At 26.9% G+C, this 18,964-nt stretch carries 22 protein-coding genes; 13 read left to right on the forward strand and 9 right to left on the reverse strand.

Translation table 11 applies throughout. The features are described 5' to 3' along the window. Positions 1–103: 103 nt before the first annotated feature. The 9 genes from AMRN_RS05540 (at position 104) to AMRN_RS05575 (ending at position 6,082) form a co-directional block, all read left to right on the forward strand. Positions 104–325, forward strand: coding sequence for a cell division protein ZapB (locus tag AMRN_RS05540; protein WP_079577228.1), 222 nt, complete (start codon positions 104–106; stop codon positions 323–325). A 4-nt stretch (positions 326–329) separates the two neighbouring features. Continuing rightward, positions 330–506 carry a hypothetical protein gene (locus AMRN_RS05545; RefSeq protein ID WP_228150626.1) on the forward strand — a complete coding sequence of 59 codons (177 nt, stop codon included), beginning with the start codon at positions 330–332 and terminating at the stop codon, positions 504–506. A 1-nt stretch (position 507) separates the two neighbouring features. Next, entirely contained in the window at positions 508–918 is a 411-nt protein-coding gene (locus tag AMRN_RS05550; protein WP_099310558.1) for a type II secretion system protein, read from the forward strand. Further along, a complete protein-coding gene (locus tag AMRN_RS05555) occupies positions 915–2,762 on the forward strand; it encodes a primosomal protein N' (protein ID WP_099310559.1) in 1,848 nt (615 codons plus the stop codon). The genes AMRN_RS05550 and AMRN_RS05555 overlap by 4 nt, the downstream gene beginning before the upstream one ends. 60 nt (positions 2,763–2,822) lie before the next feature. Then, positions 2,823–4,010, forward strand: a complete 1,188-nt coding sequence (locus AMRN_RS05560) for a tetrahydrodipicolinate N-succinyltransferase N-terminal domain-containing protein (RefSeq protein WP_099310560.1) — start codon at positions 2,823–2,825, stop codon at positions 4,008–4,010. A 41-nt stretch (positions 4,011–4,051) separates the two neighbouring features. Then, positions 4,052–4,189 carry a spore cortex biosynthesis protein YabQ gene (locus tag AMRN_RS14190; protein ID WP_165375105.1) on the forward strand — a complete coding sequence of 46 codons (138 nt, stop codon included), beginning with the start codon at positions 4,052–4,054 and terminating at the stop codon, positions 4,187–4,189. A 47-nt stretch (positions 4,190–4,236) separates the two neighbouring features. Next, complete coding sequence (locus tag AMRN_RS05565; protein ID WP_099310561.1) at positions 4,237–5,139, forward strand: hypothetical protein; 903 nt, start codon at positions 4,237–4,239, stop codon at positions 5,137–5,139. A 96-nt stretch (positions 5,140–5,235) separates the two neighbouring features. Continuing rightward, positions 5,236–5,655 (forward strand): FKBP-type peptidyl-prolyl cis-trans isomerase, encoded by a 420-nt coding sequence (locus AMRN_RS05570; RefSeq protein WP_099310562.1) that lies wholly within the window; start codon positions 5,236–5,238, stop codon positions 5,653–5,655. Positions 5,656–5,728: 73 nt separating this feature from the next. Beyond that, positions 5,729–6,082: a winged helix-turn-helix domain-containing protein gene (locus AMRN_RS05575; protein ID WP_099310563.1), complete on the forward strand. Its 354-nt coding sequence runs from the start codon at positions 5,729–5,731 to the stop codon at positions 6,080–6,082. Here the strand turns inward: AMRN_RS05575 and AMRN_RS05580 are convergent. The 6 genes from AMRN_RS05580 to AMRN_RS05605 are packed head-to-tail and all read right to left on the reverse strand — an operon-like array spanning position 6,068 to position 12,222. Continuing rightward, positions 6,068–7,360, reverse strand: a complete 1,293-nt coding sequence (locus tag AMRN_RS05580) for a murein hydrolase activator EnvC family protein (RefSeq protein ID WP_099310564.1) — start codon at positions 7,358–7,360, stop codon at positions 6,068–6,070. The two genes, AMRN_RS05575 and AMRN_RS05580, sit on opposite strands and share 15 nt — an antisense overlap. Continuing rightward, positions 7,353–8,171, reverse strand: coding sequence for a cell division FtsX domain-containing protein (locus AMRN_RS05585; protein ID WP_099310565.1), 819 nt, complete (start codon positions 8,169–8,171; stop codon positions 7,353–7,355). Before AMRN_RS05585 ends, AMRN_RS05580 begins: the two co-directional genes overlap by 8 nt. Beyond that, positions 8,158–8,820, reverse strand: a complete 663-nt coding sequence (locus AMRN_RS05590; RefSeq protein WP_079577237.1) for a cell division ATP-binding protein FtsE — start codon at positions 8,818–8,820, stop codon at positions 8,158–8,160. Before AMRN_RS05590 ends, AMRN_RS05585 begins: the two co-directional genes overlap by 14 nt. Next, positions 8,820–10,004, reverse strand: a complete 1,185-nt coding sequence (gene trmB / locus AMRN_RS05595; RefSeq protein ID WP_099310566.1) for a tRNA (guanosine(46)-N7)-methyltransferase TrmB — start codon at positions 10,002–10,004, stop codon at positions 8,820–8,822. Before trmB ends, AMRN_RS05590 begins: the two co-directional genes overlap by 1 nt. A gap of 3 nt (positions 10,005–10,007) precedes the next feature. Then, a complete protein-coding gene (locus AMRN_RS05600; RefSeq protein ID WP_099310567.1) occupies positions 10,008–11,288 on the reverse strand; it encodes a fibronectin type III domain-containing protein in 1,281 nt (426 codons plus the stop codon). Continuing rightward, positions 11,236–12,222 (reverse strand): RluA family pseudouridine synthase, encoded by a 987-nt coding sequence (locus AMRN_RS05605; protein WP_099310568.1) that lies wholly within the window; start codon positions 12,220–12,222, stop codon positions 11,236–11,238. The genes AMRN_RS05600 and AMRN_RS05605 overlap by 53 nt, the downstream gene beginning before the upstream one ends. A gap of 19 nt (positions 12,223–12,241) precedes the next feature. Between AMRN_RS05605 and AMRN_RS05610 the strand changes: the two genes are divergently transcribed. Further along, entirely contained in the window at positions 12,242–13,348 is a 1,107-nt protein-coding gene (locus tag AMRN_RS05610; RefSeq protein ID WP_099310569.1) for an FtsW/RodA/SpoVE family cell cycle protein, read from the forward strand. Between the two features lie 57 nt (positions 13,349–13,405). Here the strand turns inward: AMRN_RS05610 and AMRN_RS05615 are convergent, their stop codons facing one another. Then, positions 13,406–14,215 carry an energy transducer TonB gene (locus AMRN_RS05615; protein WP_165772835.1) on the reverse strand — a complete coding sequence of 270 codons (810 nt, stop codon included), beginning with the start codon at positions 14,213–14,215 and terminating at the stop codon, positions 13,406–13,408. A gap of 53 nt (positions 14,216–14,268) precedes the next feature. Here AMRN_RS05615 and hemL point away from each other — a divergent pair, with 53 nt between their 5' ends. From hemL to AMRN_RS05630, 3 genes are read left to right on the forward strand one after another with little or no spacing between them, the layout of a single operon-like run. Next, positions 14,269–15,549, forward strand: coding sequence for a glutamate-1-semialdehyde 2,1-aminomutase (gene hemL / locus AMRN_RS05620; RefSeq protein WP_099310571.1), 1,281 nt, complete (start codon positions 14,269–14,271; stop codon positions 15,547–15,549). 12 nt (positions 15,550–15,561) lie between these two features. Continuing rightward, positions 15,562–15,867: an AtpZ/AtpI family protein gene (locus tag AMRN_RS05625; protein ID WP_099310572.1), complete on the forward strand. Its 306-nt coding sequence runs from the start codon at positions 15,562–15,564 to the stop codon at positions 15,865–15,867. After that, on the forward strand, positions 15,833–16,408 hold the full coding sequence (locus AMRN_RS05630) for a hypothetical protein (protein ID WP_228150799.1): 576 nt from the start codon (positions 15,833–15,835) through the stop codon (positions 16,406–16,408). The genes AMRN_RS05625 and AMRN_RS05630 overlap by 35 nt, the downstream gene beginning before the upstream one ends. On the opposite strand, the gene AMRN_RS05635 is transcribed toward AMRN_RS05630, so the two are convergent. Both AMRN_RS05635 and rpoD read right to left on the reverse strand, forming a co-directional pair. Further along, positions 16,383–17,072 (reverse strand): hypothetical protein, encoded by a 690-nt coding sequence (locus AMRN_RS05635; RefSeq protein WP_099310573.1) that lies wholly within the window; start codon positions 17,070–17,072, stop codon positions 16,383–16,385. The two genes, AMRN_RS05630 and AMRN_RS05635, sit on opposite strands and share 26 nt — an antisense overlap. A 3-nt stretch (positions 17,073–17,075) precedes the next feature. Further along, positions 17,076–18,929 carry an RNA polymerase sigma factor RpoD gene (gene rpoD, locus AMRN_RS05640; RefSeq protein WP_099310574.1) on the reverse strand — a complete coding sequence of 618 codons (1,854 nt, stop codon included), beginning with the start codon at positions 18,927–18,929 and terminating at the stop codon, positions 17,076–17,078. Positions 18,930–18,964 lie beyond the last annotated feature (35 nt).

Consider the following 18,964-nt stretch of genomic DNA (forward strand, 5'->3'; position numbering starts at 1 on the left):
GTGTAAAATATAAAAATTGAATAATATTAATTAAAAAACTCTAATAATGTAAATAGATACAGAATAATTTAATTACTAGGAAGTTTGTGATAAAATGCAAAGCATGGAAATTATCAAAGCACTCGATTCAAAAATCGAAAAACTAATTCATGATTATGAAAGAATAAGAATAGAAAATGATGCATTAAGACAAGAACTTAATCAATTAAAAAATACAAATGATGAATTAGTAAGAAATAATCAGGATATGCTTTTACGAATTGATAGTGCAATAACATTGACAAAAGGTAAGAATAGTGACGCAGAAATTGACTTTTCATATTAATAATATGGCTTATACAATAAATGTAGATGAATCTTTAAAATCAGAACTAACAAGATATTTGCAAACAGATAAGAATCTTGAAACAAGAGAACTTTTAGCTGCATATATCAGAGTTTCTCAAGAACATTCTAAATTTAAACAAGAAATAGATCAAATATCAAACAAAATCCCTTCTTTTTAAGATGAAAAGAGCTTTTTCTTTACTTGAATTAATTTTTGTAATAACAACACTTGCATTGCTAATCTCTTTTTTTACATATAAATATGAATATGTTTTATCATTTGTTAACTCAAAGGAGCACAAGTTTCAAATAGCTCAAATTAGAAGTGCTATAAAAGAAAAAAGTGCTATTAAAAGTTTAAATGATTTCGAAAAGCTAAATAACTTAGATGATTCAGCCTTAAATAAAGAGAATAGTAGGTTATTTACAAAAATATTTGATGAAGGAATACTCTCTTCAAAAGATTCTTGGATGAAAGTAGATGATAATATTTATACTTTAAAAATAAAAGGTGAAAAAATAAAATTTCAATATATAAATACAGAATTTAAATGTTTTAATAATAGTAAAATATGTAAAGAATTAGAATGAATTATTATGAATTAGCAATATTAAAATCACCCCTTACACCTTTAACTTACCAAAGTGAAAATGAAATAGAAATTGGTAAAAAAGTATTAGTTAAATTAGCAAGAATGAAAAAACTTTGTGAAGCGGTAGTTTTAAAAAAAGTTGAAAAACCAACATTTAAATGTGTAGATATTCAAGAGTTGACACAAGAGTATTATAATTTACAAATGCTTGAAACATCAAAATTTATTTCAACTTATTATGTGTGTAGTATTGGTGAAGCATTGAGTTCATATAGCCCTTTTAATGAAGAGTTAGAAGAAGATTTTGATGAAAAAAGTTTTGATAGTAATATAAAATTATCAAAAAAACAAGAAGAAGCATTTATATTTTTAAAAGAGAAAAAGCAAGCTTTACTTTTTGCAAATACAGGAAGTGGTAAAACAGAAGTTTATATAAAAACTATTGAAAAACACTTAAATGAACAAAAACAAGCAGTTTTATTAATGCCTGAAATATCTTTAACTCCACAAATGCAAAAAAGACTTGAAAAGGTTTTTCATACAAGTGTTGCAATATGGCATTCAAAAGTTACAAAAAAAAAGAAAAAAGAGATAATTCAAGCTTTATTAAGTGGAAAAATTAGGCTAATAGCAGGAGCTAGATCATCTCTTTTTTTACCCTTTAAAAATTTAGGTGTGATTGTAGTTGATGAAGAGCATGATGAGTCTTATAAAAGTGATTCTAAACCAAGATTTCAAACTAAAGATTTAGCAATATATTTATCAAAAAAGTATGATATTCAACTTATTTTAGGAAGTGCAACGCCCTCAGCTTCTTCTTTTAATAAAATTCCTTATTATAGATTAAAAGAGACTTTTTTTGAAACAAAAAGAGCAATAGAGTTTGATGATAGTGATGCAAATTTATCCCCTAAAACCATACAAAAAATAAATAAAACTCTACAAGAGAATAAACAAGTTATAGTTTTCTTACCAACAAGAGCAAATTTTAAATATCAAATTTGTACAAGTTGTGGTAAATCTGTTGAGTGTCCATATTGTTCTGTCTCTATGAGTTTACACAAAAACGATTTAGCATTAAAATGTCACTATTGTGGATATGCTCAACAAATTCCACAAACTTGTCCCTCATGCAATACAGGTATAATTCATAATCTAAGAGTTGGAACTGCACAAATTGAAGAAGAATTAAATAATCTTTTTCCAAATAAAGTTATAAAAAGATTTGATAGAGATGAGATAAAAACAGACACAAAATTAAAAGCTGTTTTAAATGATTTTAATAACAATAAAATCGATATTTTAGTTGGAACACAAATGCTTTCAAAAGGACATGACTATCATAATGTAAAACTAGCAGTAGTTTTAGGAATTGATTCTGTTTTAAATATGAATTCATACAAAGCAAGAGAAAAAGCATTATCTTTACTTATTCAAATAGCAGGAAGAAGTGGGAGAAAAGGTGAGGGTGAAGTTATTGTTCAAACAAAAAATCAAGAGTTTTTTGAATATTTTTTTACTCAAGCAGATTATAAAGAGTTTTTAGAAGAAGAGTTAGAATTTAGAGAAGAATTGTATCCTCCATATGTAAAAATGGCAAGGATTTTATTTGCCCATGCAAATGGCTTAAAAGTGAAAGATGAACTTGACAAGTATGTTAATATTTTAAAACAAAACAACTCTATTGAAGTTGTTGGTTTTGGTCAGTGTGCAATTTTTAAATTGGCTAACAAATATAGATATGAAGTTATAATTCGTTCTAAAAGTATAAAAGCTATTTTAACAGCACTTCATGGTATAAATTCAACTATGGCAACAATAGACATGGATACAAACTACTAATACTTTTAAAGTTATCTTAGTAAACTTTATAGTATAATCCACAAAATTTAAGGAGAATAAATGGCTTACACTAAAGATGATTTTAAACAACTAGTAACGGATATTCAATCTCAAAGTTGGTACAAAAACCCTATTGGTTTTGGTATTGCAAGAGTTGATAGAGGTCAATTAAATAAAGAAAAAATATTACAAGCGACTTTTCCTATTGTAAATTGGGAAGAAAATTTTGGAAGTGCAGCAATTTTATTAAATGCTTTAAAAGAAAGTGGAGTAGAAATTGATACTTCAAAATCAGAATTAGTTTGTGAAATAAATGATAAGTTTTTAGAAAAATGTATAGAGTCTTTTAGACCATATATTCCAGAAGCAAAGGGTGATGAACATAAAAATGTACAAGTTATATCTACACTTGCTTCTTTACCAATTGATAGTGGATTAACATCAGAAAATTTCAAAGTTGTATTTTTATTTGAAGATGATGCTCCTCAAAGTGCAGAAACAGTTTATTTAAAACTTTATGCTTTATCTTTAGGAAAAGCAAAACTAAGAAGCTTAAATTTAAATGGTGCATTTGGTAAGCTTGAAAACTGCGCATGGATTGGAAATCAACCTATTGAGTTAGATTGGTTAAGACAAAATGAAATAACACTTAAATTATCAGGTAAATATCCTACTATTGATATGATAGATAAGTTCCCAAGATTTTTAGGACATGTAATTCCTGCTGATAATACTAGAATATTAGAGAGTTCAAAAGTGCGATTTGGTGCACAACTAGCAGCTGGAACAACAGTTATGCCAGGTGCTTCATATATTAACTTTAATGCAGGTACTGAGGGTGCTGTTATGGTTGAGGGTAGAATATCTTCAAGTGCAAAAGTAGGTGCTGGTTCAGATGTTGGAGGAGGAGCTTCAATTCTTGGTGTTCTTTCTGGAACAGATGGAGTTCCTGTTACTATAGGAGAAAATACTTTACTTGGAGCTAACTCTTGCACAGGTACAGCAATTGGTGATAGTTGTATTTTAGATGCAGGTGTTACAATTTTACCTGGAACAAAAATTTCACTTTCAGAAAAAGCTGTTGAACAATTAAAAGAGATAAATCCAAATAAAGAGATTAAAACAGTTATGAAAGGAATGGATTTCCTAGGTGTAAATGGAGTACATTTTAGAGTTAATTCTACTACTGGGCAAACAGTTGCTATGAGAAGTACAAGAGAAGTAAAACTAAACAAAGACTTACACTAATAAGAAGAGCTTTTGCTCTTCTTAAATAAAAAAGAGACAAATTGAAAATAGGTGATATACTTTTTTGGCTAGTTTTAGCTATTATTGCAACTTTTTATTTATTAAAGGGTAATAATATGCATAAACAAATAGAAGATAAAAAGTTACAAAAAATAGAACAAAAACAACAAAAAGACTAACCATCATATAAATAGTTTAGTTATATAATTAAATAAAAGGTTATATAATGAAACTAAAAAATATACTACTAATTTTTACTTTCTTACTTTTACTTACTTCTTGTTCTTCTAAAAATAATAGTTTAGAATATTCAAATAATAGTTTAGTTTTTGTTACAAAAAGCTATATGAAAAAACAAGAAGGGTATGATTGGATAAGTGTTAAATTTGAAAAACTTGATAAAAATCAAGCAAGAGTAATTATACGTTCACGAGCTGATAAAAAGAAACCTAGATGTACCTTTGATGGAATTGCTTATAAAAAAAGCAATAACAAATACATTTCATATACTGCAAATGCAAATATAGTTTTTATAATTAAAAACAACAAATTAAATATAACAACAGAAAAAAACAGTAATGAAAATAGTCTATATTTTTATTGTAGTGGTGGAGCTACATTAAAAGCAGAATATATAAAATATAATAAAAAACTTGATTTGGCGCAAATTGATAATACACAGTATCAAAAAAGCTTTTTTAGCAAAAAAGTTAGTTTTTTTGTAACTCAAAAAGATAATATTTTAAAAATTCAAACTACTGGTTTAAAATATTCAAAAGAACCATTTATACATAAAACTAAGGCTAAAGTTTTTCATAGTGAAGTAGCAGATATAAATGAAGATGGCAATATAGAAATTTACATCTATTTAAAGGATAAAAAGCAAGCAAGTGTAATTGCTTATAGTGTAAACAATTATTTATCAGCAACACCTATTTATATCTCTGATTTAAAATATAATAAAGAGGCATTTAAAGGTTATACTGGTTTAGATAGCTTTAAAATATCAAATAATAAATTAGTAAGAACTTTTCCTTTAGAAAATGGAAAAACAAAGAAGATAGAATACAAATTAATTGCAGGTGAAGCGACTTGGCAATTAAAAATTGACAAAATTGAAATATATTGATTTTAAGATTTTCTAGTAAAAATAGCTTAGTTTTATTGAAATGTTATTTTTTTTTGATATAGTTTTAGCTTTAAACAAATAAAAGGAGAAGTCAATATGGCTATAGAAAACAATCAAGTAGTGTCAATCACTTATGAATTAAAAATTAATGGGGAAGTAGTTGATAGTAACATTGACAAAGATCCTTTAGAGTTTACTTTTGGTACTGGACAGTTAATTCCAGGTTTAGAATCAAGAATGATTGAAATGAATGAAGGTGACAAAGAAGAGATTGCAGTTCCAGCAGCTGAAGCTTATGGTGAGTATAATGAAGAAGCAAAACAAACTTTACCAAAAGAGCAGTTTGAAGGAATTGAATTAAGCGTTGGAATGCCTTTACAAGGTCAAGGGCAAGATGGACAACCAATTCAAGTTGTAGTTGAAGAAATCAAAGAAAATGAAGTAGTAGTTGATTTTAATCACCCATTAGCTGGAAAAGACTTAAACTTTTCAATTACAGTTAACTCAATTGTATAATTTAATGAAGTAAGTTTACTTACTTCATTTGATTTTTATAAAAACTTTAACAATTTTAGGCTAAATTACACTCATGAAAAATAAATATAATATCGGTGGACAAATATGGGTTCAAAAAGATAGTGGAAACTTTATGGGGCCTGGTAGAATTAATCTTTTAGAAAAACTTATTGAAAATAACAATCTAAAAGTTGCTGCAAAAGAAGCAAATATTGATTATGATATAGCATTGAAAAATATTATTTCAATTAATAAAATCGCAAATAAACCTTTGGCTATTCAAAATAAAGAAAATGAAAATATCTATACAATAACAAATTATGGTAAAAAAATCATACATTCATATAAAACTTTGAAAAAAGAACATGATGAATTTTTAAAAGTAATAAATAAAAAGTTTACAAAAGAGTTATTAGATTCTAAATAAGTCTTTTGGATTTACATGATATGAATTTTTTGTTGCTTGAAAGTTTAATGTATCACTTACTCTTCCAATTACATAACCTTTTTTAATCCATTTACCAACTTTTAGTGTTGGAGCTATTTCATCAAGATGAGAATAAATAGTATGCAAGCCATTACTATGTTGTACTATTACAACATTCTCAAGCATACCTGCATTTCTCTTTGCATAAACAATTTTTCCATTAAATATAGAGTAAACTTTTGCTTTTGGTCTATTTGTTTTTAATATAACTGATTCATTAAATAATTTTATTTTATATACTGGATCATAATATTTCCCAAACTTTTTTATGACTTTAAAGCTTTTTAATGGTGAAATGGTTTTTTTACCTCTATATCTTGATATTTTAACACCTCTTGTTGAAGAACCAATCATTCTAACATCCAAGTCAATATCTTGTGCATATCTTTTTTGAACTTCACTTTTGGTATTACTTTTACCTTTTCTTTGCTTTTCTCTTTTCTTTTTTAATGCAAGTAATCTTTTTCTTTCTCTTTCTCTTCTTGCTCTTTCTTTTTTTAACTCTTTAGATTTTAAGATATTTAATTGGCTTAGTAAAGATGACAACTCTTGTTGTTTTCTTATTACACTTTTTAACTCTTTTTGATATGTTTCATGTTTATTTTCAAGTGATTTTATAGATTTTGAATGTTCATTTATAAGTTTATTTAACTCTACTTTTTTCTTAGTTCTTTTTTGAATATAATCTTTGATAGTATCGATTTTCTTTTCATTCTCTTTTTTGTTTAAAGTTATTGTTTCATAGTTATTATTTAATTTTAAAATTTGATCTTTAGAATGCTCTGAAAGTAAAGTATAAATTTCGTTATCTATTAACTCTTTTTCTGAACTTTCCTTTGCTAATTTTATTGCAATTGATGAAGTGAAGTTTTCAATAATTGTATCAACAATTTGTTCTTCATTTGTTTTTTTCTTTTCTATTAAATTTTTTGATTTTTTTTGAAGTTTATTTAAATTGTTTTTTGAATTTTCAAGTAAATTTTGATGCTTTTTTATATCATTATTAACATTAATTATTTGTTTTTCAAGAGTTGTTAATTCACTATTTTGCAATTTAATTTGTTTTGCTAAAAGTTTAATTTTTAAAGTTGTTTTCATTTTTCTTGATTTACTTTTATCAAGTATTGATTTATTGTTTTCAATCTTTTTTTCAATACTTTTACTTGAAGCATTTAAGAAATTAAAAATTAGAGTAATAGCTAATATTATTTTAATCATTTTTAATCTTATATTTTATTAATACACCAAATATTGTTAAAATAGAAATACCAAGAGATAAAAAGAATAGTTTAACTAATTCACTACTTAATGATATCTCAACATCTACTATTTCGCTTAATTCTTGAGGAAAAATTAAAATTAAATTATTAACTAGAAATGTAAATAATCCTGCAACTAAGAAAAATGCAATAAATGCACTTAAAATAGCATATTTTATTATTGTAGAAGAGCTATACAAAATAGACGCACCATGTAGTTGCAGTATGGCAATTTTTTCTTGATGTTCATAAAACCAAATTTGAATTTGTTTTGCTAGTATTAAAATTGAAAAGATTAAAATAACAACAAAAAGAACTAAACTTATTTCATTTATAAGTAATAGCAGCAAAAAGACTTGGTTATGGTTTTTTGAAAAAATTTCAACTTTTCTTATATTTTTATTCTTATAAAGTTCATCTTTTATATTATTTAATTCAGTTGTTGTGGGGAACTCTTCTAAATGAATTTTATAAAAATTTGGTAATTTTTGTCTTAATAGCTTAATAGATGTATCTGATAAGTTTGATTTGATATCATCGATAATCTCTTCTTTTTTTAATGTAACAATTCTATTTACGTTTATATTTGAAAGCTTATTTATATTCTCTTTTATTAAAGGGGTATTAGTTATTACAACTATTGAGTAATCATTTGATATTTTTTTCTTATATTGATTTACTGTATTTTGTGCAAACAAATATAAGGTAAATGTTATTAACATTGCACTAAGAGGTATAACAAATGCAAGAATATTTTTAAGAAACTTCATATATTATCCCATCTTCAATTGATAATTGCCTAAATCTAATTCCAAAATTCTTAGGAACCCTATGTGTTACAACTACGACAGTTATTCCTAATTGTTCATTTGCACCTTTTAATAAGTTCCATACAACTTCAGCAGAATAGTCATCTAGGTTTCCTGTTGGTTCATCTGCAATGATTAGCTTTGGATTATGTGCTAATGCTCTAGCAACTGCTACTCTTTGTTGTTCTCCCCCACTTAATTCATTTGGATAATATCCTGCTCTATGACCAAGCTTAACGTGATGTAAAAGTTTTGTTGCTTGATCTCTTGATATTTCATTTGAGTAACCATTTATCTTAAGGGGAATCATTATGTTTTCTTCAATTGTCCACTCATGTATAAGTTTATAATCTTGAAAAATTATTCCTATATCTCTTCTTACTTTTCTTAGCATTTTTGCAGATATATTATACATCTCCTGTCCATCAATATTTAAACTACCATGTTTTAAGCCGATATCTCCATAAAATGATTTCAAAAGTGTAGATTTTCCACTACCACTTGTTCCACCAATAAAAATAAACTCTTTACTATTAATTGCAAAGTTTCCTTTTTTTATAATAAATTTATTTTCATCATATGCTAAGTAGATATTTTTTGCTTTTATCATTATTTTAAAATCTCTTTCAATCTTTCATGGGCTTTAATATTTGAACTTGTAGGAAGAGGCGAACCTTGATAATATGAAGCCTTATTATTTTCTACATATATATATTTACTAAGTGGTCTATTAAAACTTCCGAATGTAACTTCTATTAATCCAGAGTTTGGTTCATCTAATAAAAATAAGTCTTCAATATGAATAAAAAAGTTTTCATCAAGCATAGGTTTATTTGAAATGATATCTTTAAACTTTTCAAGGTTTATTTTCCCAAAAGAGAAATCATATTTTAAATCAATATCTTCATCTTCTCTTTGGCATTGCAAAACAACATCATAGATATTTTTACCTTGTTTTTTCCATCTATCTTCATATTTGCTAGAAACTTCTAAGTCTTTATTTATGTCAATTGTAATTTTTCCGCTATTTAAATTTGTTAAAAGCTCAACACAATAATCGAAATATTTTCTACTATCTGATCTTAATTCAAGTGTTCCTTTTGGCATTAGTACTCTTAATGCTTCATCTATAAACTCATTTGAATAGATTCTTCTATGAGGTTTTTTATCCCATGGTACTGGAAAGTGTACAAATATTTTGCCAACTTTATTTGAATCTATAAATTCCATAAAAAGTCTTGCATCATAATTTACAACTAAAACATTATCAATTTCTTGAATTTTTAACTGTTTTAAAAGTTGTTCTATTGAGGGTGTATGAATTTCTAATCCAATAAATTGAACATTAGGGTTCTTTTTTGCTTGATAAAGTAAGTGTCTTCCACTTCCAAACCCAATTTCTATTTGAATTTCTTTATTAGTTTTAAAATCATCAACAAAATATTGTATATCTTTTAAGTACTCTTTTTTAGGCTCTATTTTTTGATTAAAACTGTTTGTATTTGAAAAAACAATATTTGCACCAATCTCTTCTACATATGCATTTAATGCATCTTTTACTAAAGTAACAGGAGTAACTCTAGTTACTTTATCTGCTTTTAGCATTCTATTGTCATTTTTATCTTTTAACGTTAATAAAAAATCTTTACTTTCATAACTTACACCAATTTTATACTCTACTCTTCTATCTTCTTTAGTAAAGTTATATGATTTTGCACAAAACTTAAAATCAACACCATTTTTTTCAAATGGTGTTTTTATATTTTTTTCATTATTAAAAACTATATGAGGCATTGATTATTTTAACTCTCTTAATTTAGGTAATATTAGTTGTGTTGTATCTGTTTTTTCAGATGCAATCCCAAACTCATCAACAGACTGAATTGAATAGCTATACTCAACACCTCTTACGATATCTTTATCTTCATATCTTAATGCTTTTATTCCAGATATTTTAATAGTCTTTTTATTGAACATACCATCTTTTACTGTTTTATAGACATTGAAGCTAACTGTTCTTTTATCAGCACTTTGCCAATTTAAAATCGCTTTTTCACCTTGAATTTGTGCTAATGTCATAATTGGTTTATTTACTTTATTTAAAGTAGAACCCATTACTGCATTTACATTTAAACTACTTTCTAAACCATCTTTATCAGTTGCAGTAATTTTGTAAAAAAAGATTTTTCCATCTTCATTAATAAAATCTTCATAATCTAATGTTTTACTATTAACACTTTTTAAATAAGAAAACCCACTAGTGGCACTTGAACTTCTATAAATATTATATCTTACAATATCAGAAGATTCAGATGCATTCCAATTTAATACTATTTTTCTTGGTCTATTTGTTGAAGCTTTTAATGTATAAATTCCAGCTGGTAAAGCCTTTGTTTGTGCTTTTACTATTTGACTTGGTTTTGTTGGAATATCATCAAAAGTATATGCAGTTACCCTATAATTGTAAACTACACTATCTTTTAAATCTTCATCAATATATTCAGCTTGAAGTCTTCCTTTTACATCATCTAGTTCTTTCCATTTAGGAGTTTGAGGAGAGCTTCTTTCAACTTTATAGTATGCAACTCTTTCATTCCCATGAGGTCTCCAAATTAATTTAATTTGTCTTGGAAGATTAGAAATAGCTTGAATAAAGCTAATTCCCTCTGGTAAGTCTAATGTTGAAACTATATAGTCTTTTGTAGTTTTTGATTCAACATCATTTTTTGTTGCACTAGATATTTTATAAACATATTTTGTATTTGGTTCAACATTTGTATCTAAATAGTGAGTTATATATTTGTTTTCAATAGTATCAATAAGTTTTAGTTTTGTTCCATCTTTTTGTAAATTTGCTCTATAAAAATTATAACCTGTAACTCTTGTATCATCAACTTTTTTCCACTCAAATGCAATCGCATTAATATCACTTATAGATCTAATAGAATTAGAATCCACTATTTCAAGTGTTTCATCAATTTTTGGTTTTTTAGCTGACATTAAGTCACCTTTGTAACTACAACCACTAACTAAAAGAATCAAAGCAAGTGATGATGTGATTTTCATCAAGTTTTTCATCAATATTCTCCATTTTAAAATTATTCTGTAAAAATTGTTCTATATCATCGGGTAAATCTGCCTTAAAGCTCATTTTTTCGTTTGTTATAGGATGATAAAGATATAAACTATAAGCGTGCAGATAAAATCTATTTATTTTATTTAATTCGCCCTTAAACCCATATAAATTATCCCCTAGAATATGCCTACTTATCGAACTTATATGAACTCTTATTTGATGAGTTCTTCCTGTGAAAAGTTTTGCAGCAATTAATTCATATTTTTCATTTTTACTCAAAGCAATTTTTGCAAATGCAGATTTTGCATATTTACCATCTTCAACAATTGCCATTTTCAATCTATTATTGGGATTTCTTGCAATTGGTTTTTCCATAATCATATTCTCTTTTAATGGTAAATCTATAATTGCTAGATAGTACCTACCCATTGATTTATCTTCTAGTTGCTTTGCTAATTTTGCATGTGCTTCATTTGATTTAGCAACAACCATAACACCACTGGTTCCTTTATCTAGTCTATGTACAATTCCATGTCTTTGCTCTCCACTTATTGTTGAAAGAGATATATCTTTTAATTTTAACCAATCAACTAAAGTGGCATCTTTTACACTTGGTGCATCATGTACAGTTAAGTTATAAGGTTTATTTAAAACTAATATATGCTCATCTTCATAGATAACTTTTATCTCTTTGCCTTTTAAAGATTCTATTATAAAATCTTTATCTTTGATTTTAGAAATTTCTGCTTTTGGAAAATTTACACTAACTTTTTGATTCTCTTTTAGCTTTAATCCTGTTTTTTTTGATTCTTTTTCATCAACTTTAACAAAGCCCTTTTTTATAAGCTGTTCTATTTGATTTCTAGATGCATCTATATGCATTGAAAGAAACTTATCTAGTCTATTTGGGCTGTAAACAATAAAATTTTTATCCATATTTTGCTACTCTTTCATTATGCGTTTATTTGATAAGAGAATTGTATCTCATTTTGATTATTTATTAATAATTTTTATTTTACCATTAATACTATTATCATACCATTTGATAAGTGAAACTAATGAAACATTAGCCAATAAACAATTGGTATATTTTTCTTTGTCTTTACTATTTTTTATTGGTGTATTTTTACTTCCAATTAGAAAACACATAAGGTTAATGCCATTATTTTATTGGATAGGTATTGCACTTTTGCTCTCAGTTGAGTTTTGGGGAGAAAGTAGGCTTGGTGCTAAAAGATGGATTAGTATTCCATTTTTAGAAACCACAATTCAACCCTCAGAAGTTATAAAACCTGTATTTATTTTAATGATTGGTTATTTGGTTCACAATAGGCCACCTCCAAGAGATGGATATGGAATCAAAGATTTTATTTATTTTTCATTCTATATTCTTTTGCCTTTTATTTTAATTGCAAAAGAGCCAGATTTAGGAACAGCACTTGTTTTACTTTTAGTTGGTTATGGAATTTTATTTGTAATTGGTGTAAATTGGAGAATTTGGGCAACTATTATGTTTATAGTTGCAGTTAGTGCACCCTTTGCATATACATATTTAATTAAAGATTATCAAAAGAAAAGAATAATAGATTTTGTTTCTGAAAAGCCAAGTTACCATGTACAACAATCTATAATAGCAATAGGTTCTGGAGGTTTAAACGGTAAAGATAGTGATGAAGCTACTCAAACACAATTAAAGTTTCTACCCATAGCCACAAGTGATTTTATTTTTGCTTTTTTTGTTGAAAGATATGGTTTCCTAGGTGCAGTTTTACTGATAGTAATTTATACTTTATTGATTTATCACTTGCTTTTAATGAACTCCTACTTTAAAGATGATTTTATAATTAGAGCCTTTGCTTCAGGAGTTGGTTTATTGATATTTTTTAATATGAGTGTAAATATACTTATGGTTATAGGTTTTGCTCCAGTTGTTGGACTTCCTTTACCACTTTTTTCATATGGTGGAAGTTCCTTTATAAATTTTATTGTATTAATTGCAATATTAGAAAATTTACTTGCATTTAGATTTATGGATATGTACGATTTTGAGAGAAAATTGTAATAAAAGATATACTAACTTTCTTAGTAAAGTAACTATTTAATTCTAGTTACTTTACTTTTAATATAATCTATAATGAACATATATTCTTATTTTTGTAACCTCTTTAGGACGTGGATAATCTTTATATGCAATTTTTATTGTATCTATACTATTCTCATCCAAGGCTGTATAACTAGAAGAGTTTATAACTTTTAATCCTTTTATATCACCATTTGGGTATAAAAAGAATTCAACAACATTCACTCCTTGTTGTTTTGTCCTTATTGCAATTCTTGGATAACCTTTAGAACTTAAATATTTTTGTGTAATTCTTCCAATATCTTTTAAGTTATTTTGTAAAAATGCTTTTTGAACTTTTGTAAACTTATCATATTCATCACCATAAAGTTTAATATAACTTTTTGTTACATCATCAAGTAACTCTTTATCTAATACAGGATTTTCAAGTAAAAAGTTTTCAAGTGAACTTTTATCTACACTTTTTCTTCTTTCTTGTGGTTTAATCTCTTTTTGTACTTTTTTAAATTCTTTTTGTTTTTTAACAATTTTTTTAGACTCTTTGACAATTTTTTTCTTTGTTTTTACAACTTTTTCTCTTCTTTTTTGAGGCTTTATCTCTTTTTGTACTTTTTTAAATTTCTTTGGAATTTCTTTTTTTAAACTCTTTTTTTCTTTTATAATTTTTGGTTCACTCTTTTTTATTGGTTTTGGTTTTTTTAGCTGAACGTATGTAATAGAGCTTTTTTTCTTTTTACTCTCTATTTTTTTCTCATGGAAATCTTCTTGCTTTTTTTCAACCTCATAGTTAAATAAAAAAAGTATATGTATAATAATTGAAAAAATAAGTGCTAGTATAAACGTTTTCATAACGGGATTATAGTATAATGAAGCTTTTAAATTTAACAAAGATAGGATATTTAATGTTTGATAAATCAATAACAGCATATGAAGAAGCAAAAAAAGTAATTCCTGGTGGAGTTGATTCACCAGTTAGAGCATTTAAAAGTGTAGGTGGAACACCTCCATTTATTGATAGAGGTGAGGGTGCTTATCTTATTGATGTAGATGGTAATAAATATTTAGATTTTATTCAAAGCTGGGGTCCTTTGATTTTTGGACATTGTGATAAAGATATTGAAGAAGCTGTAATTAAAACTGTAAAAAAAGGTTTAAGTTTTGGTGCTCCAACTGTATTAGAAACTGAACTTGCAAGTGAAATTGTTGAGATGTATGACAATATAGATAAAGTTAGATTTGTAAATTCTGGAACAGAAGCAGTGATGAGTGCTATTAGATTAGCAAGAGGTGTTACAGGTAAAAATGGAATTTTAAAGTTTGAGGGATGTTATCATGGACATTCTGATTCTTTATTAGTTCAAGCAGGTTCTGGTATGGCTACTTTTGGTACTCCAAGCTCACCAGGTGTTCCAGCAGATTTAACAAAACATACATTACTTTGTGAATATAACAATATTGATGAGTTAAAAAAATGTTTTGAAGCAAGTGATGATATTGCTTGTATTATTATTGAGCCAATTGCAGGAAATATGGGATTTGTTCCAGCTGATGAAGAGTTTTTAACACAATGTAGAAAACTTTGTGATGAAAATGGTGCACTTTTAATATTTGATGAAGTAATGAGTGGTTTTAGAGCGAGTTTAACAGGAGCTCATGGTGTAGTTAATACTAAATCAGATATTATAACTTTTGGTAAAGTAATTGGTGCTGGTATGCCAGTTGGAGCTTTTGCTGCTAGTAGTGAAATAATGGCTCATTTAAGTCCGGATGGAGCAGTATATCAAGCTGGTACTTTAAGTGGAAATCCAGTTGCTATGGCAGCAGGACTTGTAAGTCTTAGAAAGATTAAAGCCCAAAAAGGTTTATATGAAAAATTAAACCAAAAAGTAACAAAACTGTTAGCAGGATTTAAAAAAGCAGCAGAAGATAATAATATTGCATTTCAAGTTGATTCAAGAGGATCTATGTTTGGATTCTTCTTTTGTGAAAAACCACCAAGAAACTTTAAAGAGGTTGGTACTTGTAATTTTGATAGATTTGCTAAGTTTCACCAAGAGATGCTAAAAAGAGGTTTTTATTTTGCTTGCTCTCAATATGAAGCAGCATTTATGTGTGAAGCAATTAGTGATGAGGATATTGACAATTGTATTAAAGCTGCACAAGAAGTGATGGCTAAATTATAAGATAGGAAATATATGGAAAATAATAATCAACAACCAAAACACCAATCTAAGTTAAGAGCTTTAGATAATTTATCTTTAGGACTCTCTTTAGTTGCAGCAGTTGCGATTGGATTTGGTGTAGGGTATGGCTTGAAACATCTATTTGGATATGACTGGCTTTTATGGCTAGGACTTTTTTGGGGTATTGCAGCAGCTGTATTAAATATAGTAAAAGCATATAAAAGAGCTCAAAAAGAGTATGAAGGTTTAGAAAACGATCCAAGATATGCCCATAGAGCAAAATATGGGGATAAAAAATTTGATGATGAAGATGATTAAAAATTTTGCAAAGGTCTTTTTACTTGTAGACCTTTGCATTATAATTTACTCTTTGTCTTTTGAAAACTTTTATTGGTTACTTAATTCACAAGTTGCTTTTTTTGCTTCTATAGTTATTACTGTTTCTTCTTTTTTATCATATAGAAAGAATATACAAAATAGATTAAAAAATTTTGATAGTAAAATGGAAACTAAAATTGAAGATAGAGATAAAGTGGATGAAATTGATGATCCCTTTGATTTATATTCAGAAGATATAGAACCTATAAAAGAAGAAGATTTGACACCAGAAAAAATCAAAGAGATTATAAAAGAAGAGAAAAGTAAAGTAAAAAGAAACTCTTTTAAAAATACAATATTTTCAACAGGTGGTTTTGTTTCAATTTATAGACTACTTGGTTATGGTATTTTGATTTTTGGATTTTTCTCTTTAAATAATAATAATATATTTTTACCAATACCTTTTTTAATTGGTTTAGGAATAGTTCCTATTGCTGTATTATTAACAAAACTAATTATAAAATCAGAGGTAAGTCAATAGCTATTTTTGACTTATCTTTTGTAAGAATAAAGTAAGACGAATTGTCTTCATACTTAAAATTGCTATAGTCTGCTAAATCTTTACTAGATACTTCGATTGATATAAGTGAGTATTTTTTCTTCTCAATTTTAATATACTCTCCTATTTTTAGCATTATTGTTGTTGTAATTATTGATGAAGTGTTAAAGCACTCTAAAGATGAATTTAATATTTTTATAAACTCTTTTGCATTTAACTTAAAATCAGGAATTGAAGGATCATAATTTTTGATAACTTTTATGTCTGATTTAGACTTCATTGCTGAAATAGATAAATCAACTAAAGTAAATACATTTACTATGTCACTATTTTTAGTATTAAGTTTTGATTCTTTTTTTACCATAGTACTTTTATATAGTTTTATATTGATGGCTTCTTCATTTTCATATGAAACAGTAATTGCATAAAAAATATAATTTTTCATATGAAGATCAATATAAGTAGTTTCTGCACCGAAGTTTTTAGGTGCATACTCAACAGCTAGTTCGAATATCTCTTTTTGAGATATTCGACTAAGTAAAAACTGTGCTTCTTGATTTGAGTAAAGCATTTTCCCTGTTGAAGAAAAAGATATTATTGGATTTAAATCTAACTCTACCCACTTTTCAAAGAAGTTATTACTCATATATTAGCTTTCTACGTAGTTTTTAAGATTTTTCCCAACTTTAGGGTGTTTTAATTTTTTAATTGCACTTGATTCTATTTGTCTTACTCTTTCTCTAGTAACACTTAATTCTTTTCCAATTTCTTCTAAAGTTCTATCACTAGCATCTTCCATAAGTCCAAATCTCATTCTTACAACTGCTTGTTCTCTTTCATTTAATTGAGCAAGAATTTGATCAATTTGACCTTGTAAATCTTCTTTCATGATATTGTCAACAGGAGTTGGAGCTTTTTCATCAGGTACAAAGTCTCCAAACTTACCATCATCATCACTACCAATTGGTGCTTCAAGTGAAACAGGCTCTTTAGTGATTTTGATTACTTGTTTAACTTTATCAATTGGAAGTCCAACTTCTTTTGCAATCTCTTCTACATCTGGCTCTTTTCCATTTTCTTGAATACCTTTTCTGATGATTTTATTAATTCTATTAATAGTTTCAATCATATGAATTGGAATTCTAATAGTTCTTGCTTGATCAGCAATTGCTCTACTAATTGCTTGTCTAATCCACCATGTTGCATAAGTAGAGAATTTATAACCTTTTTTATACTCAAATTTATCAACAGCTTTCATAAGACCAATGTTTCCTTCTTGAATTAAATCAAGGAAAGGTAAACCTCTATTTGTATATCTTTTTGCAATAGATACAACAAGTCTAAGGTTTGATTTTGCCATTCTTGTCTTAGCTTGATCAGTAATTTGTTTACCTCTTTTAATTTGTTCTAGTACATCTTTTAACTCTTCAGGTTCTAAATCAAATCCATCTTTACTTGCTTCTGCTGTTTGGAAAAGTTTTTTAATCTCCATATAAGTACTTACCATAGTAGCTTCTGGAACCATAGAAGTAATTTGAACTTTAGTTAAGTTCAAAATATTATCCAAAATCTTTTGGTGGTTTTTCTTTAGCATATCATTAAAAAGTGGTAATCTATACTCTAATCTTTTTAATTCATGTTCAAAACCAGTGTCTGATTTTAGTGCAGTTTCCATAGCTCTTACGATTTCACTAATAAGTTTTGAAGTTGGGCCTAAATCAAGTAAAGCTTCTTTTAATATTTTTTTCTTAAAAGCAATAGCTAGATTATGTTGCATTTGATCAATTTCATCATCAGATTTTGCTGATTCTTTTGTCAAGAATTTTAACCAATCTTTTTTTGCTTTTTCTAAAACTTTAAAAGCTGCAATAATTGTTTCTGCTCTTTTATCAAGTTTTTTTTGTTTTTTACCTTTTTTCTCTTCTTCCTCTTCAGGTTCAGACTCTTCTTCAATGTCATCATCTTTATCATCTGAATCTTCATCATCAAAGTTTCTAAAAAGTTCTTTAACTTTTCTTTCTCTATTTACTAAAGGTTCTTTATACTCAAGAATAAAGTCAATTAAATATGGAACATAACAAATGGCATCAAGAATTACATCTTCACCCATTTCTATTTTTTTGGAAATTTCAATTTCTTCTTCTTTTGTTAAAAGAGGAATTTGTCCCATTTCTCTTAAATACATCCTAACAGGTGAATCAGATCTACTCCATTCTAAAAGTTCTTTATTCTTTAGTAAGTCATATACATCTTCTTCGTTTTCTCTTAGTTTGTTTCTATGTTCTGCTTTTCGTTTTGCTTCTTCGGCATTCATTCTTTTAGCTTGTTCTTGCGAACTAATCAGTTGTACATTATATAACTGAACTAAAGCTAGAAGTTTTTTAATATTTGCTGCTGAAGGTGCTTTTGGAAAGATTTTAATGATTTTTTCATAAGTTAAGATAGAATCTTTGTACTCTTTAACAATTTGTTCTATTGATTTATTTAAATCTTTTGCACTCATATAATAAAGTTCCTTATTTTAGATAGTCATATATT

It is taken from the genome of Malaciobacter marinus, from assembly GCF_003544855.1.
Classification (GTDB): domain Bacteria; phylum Campylobacterota; class Campylobacteria; order Campylobacterales; family Arcobacteraceae; genus Malaciobacter; species Malaciobacter marinus.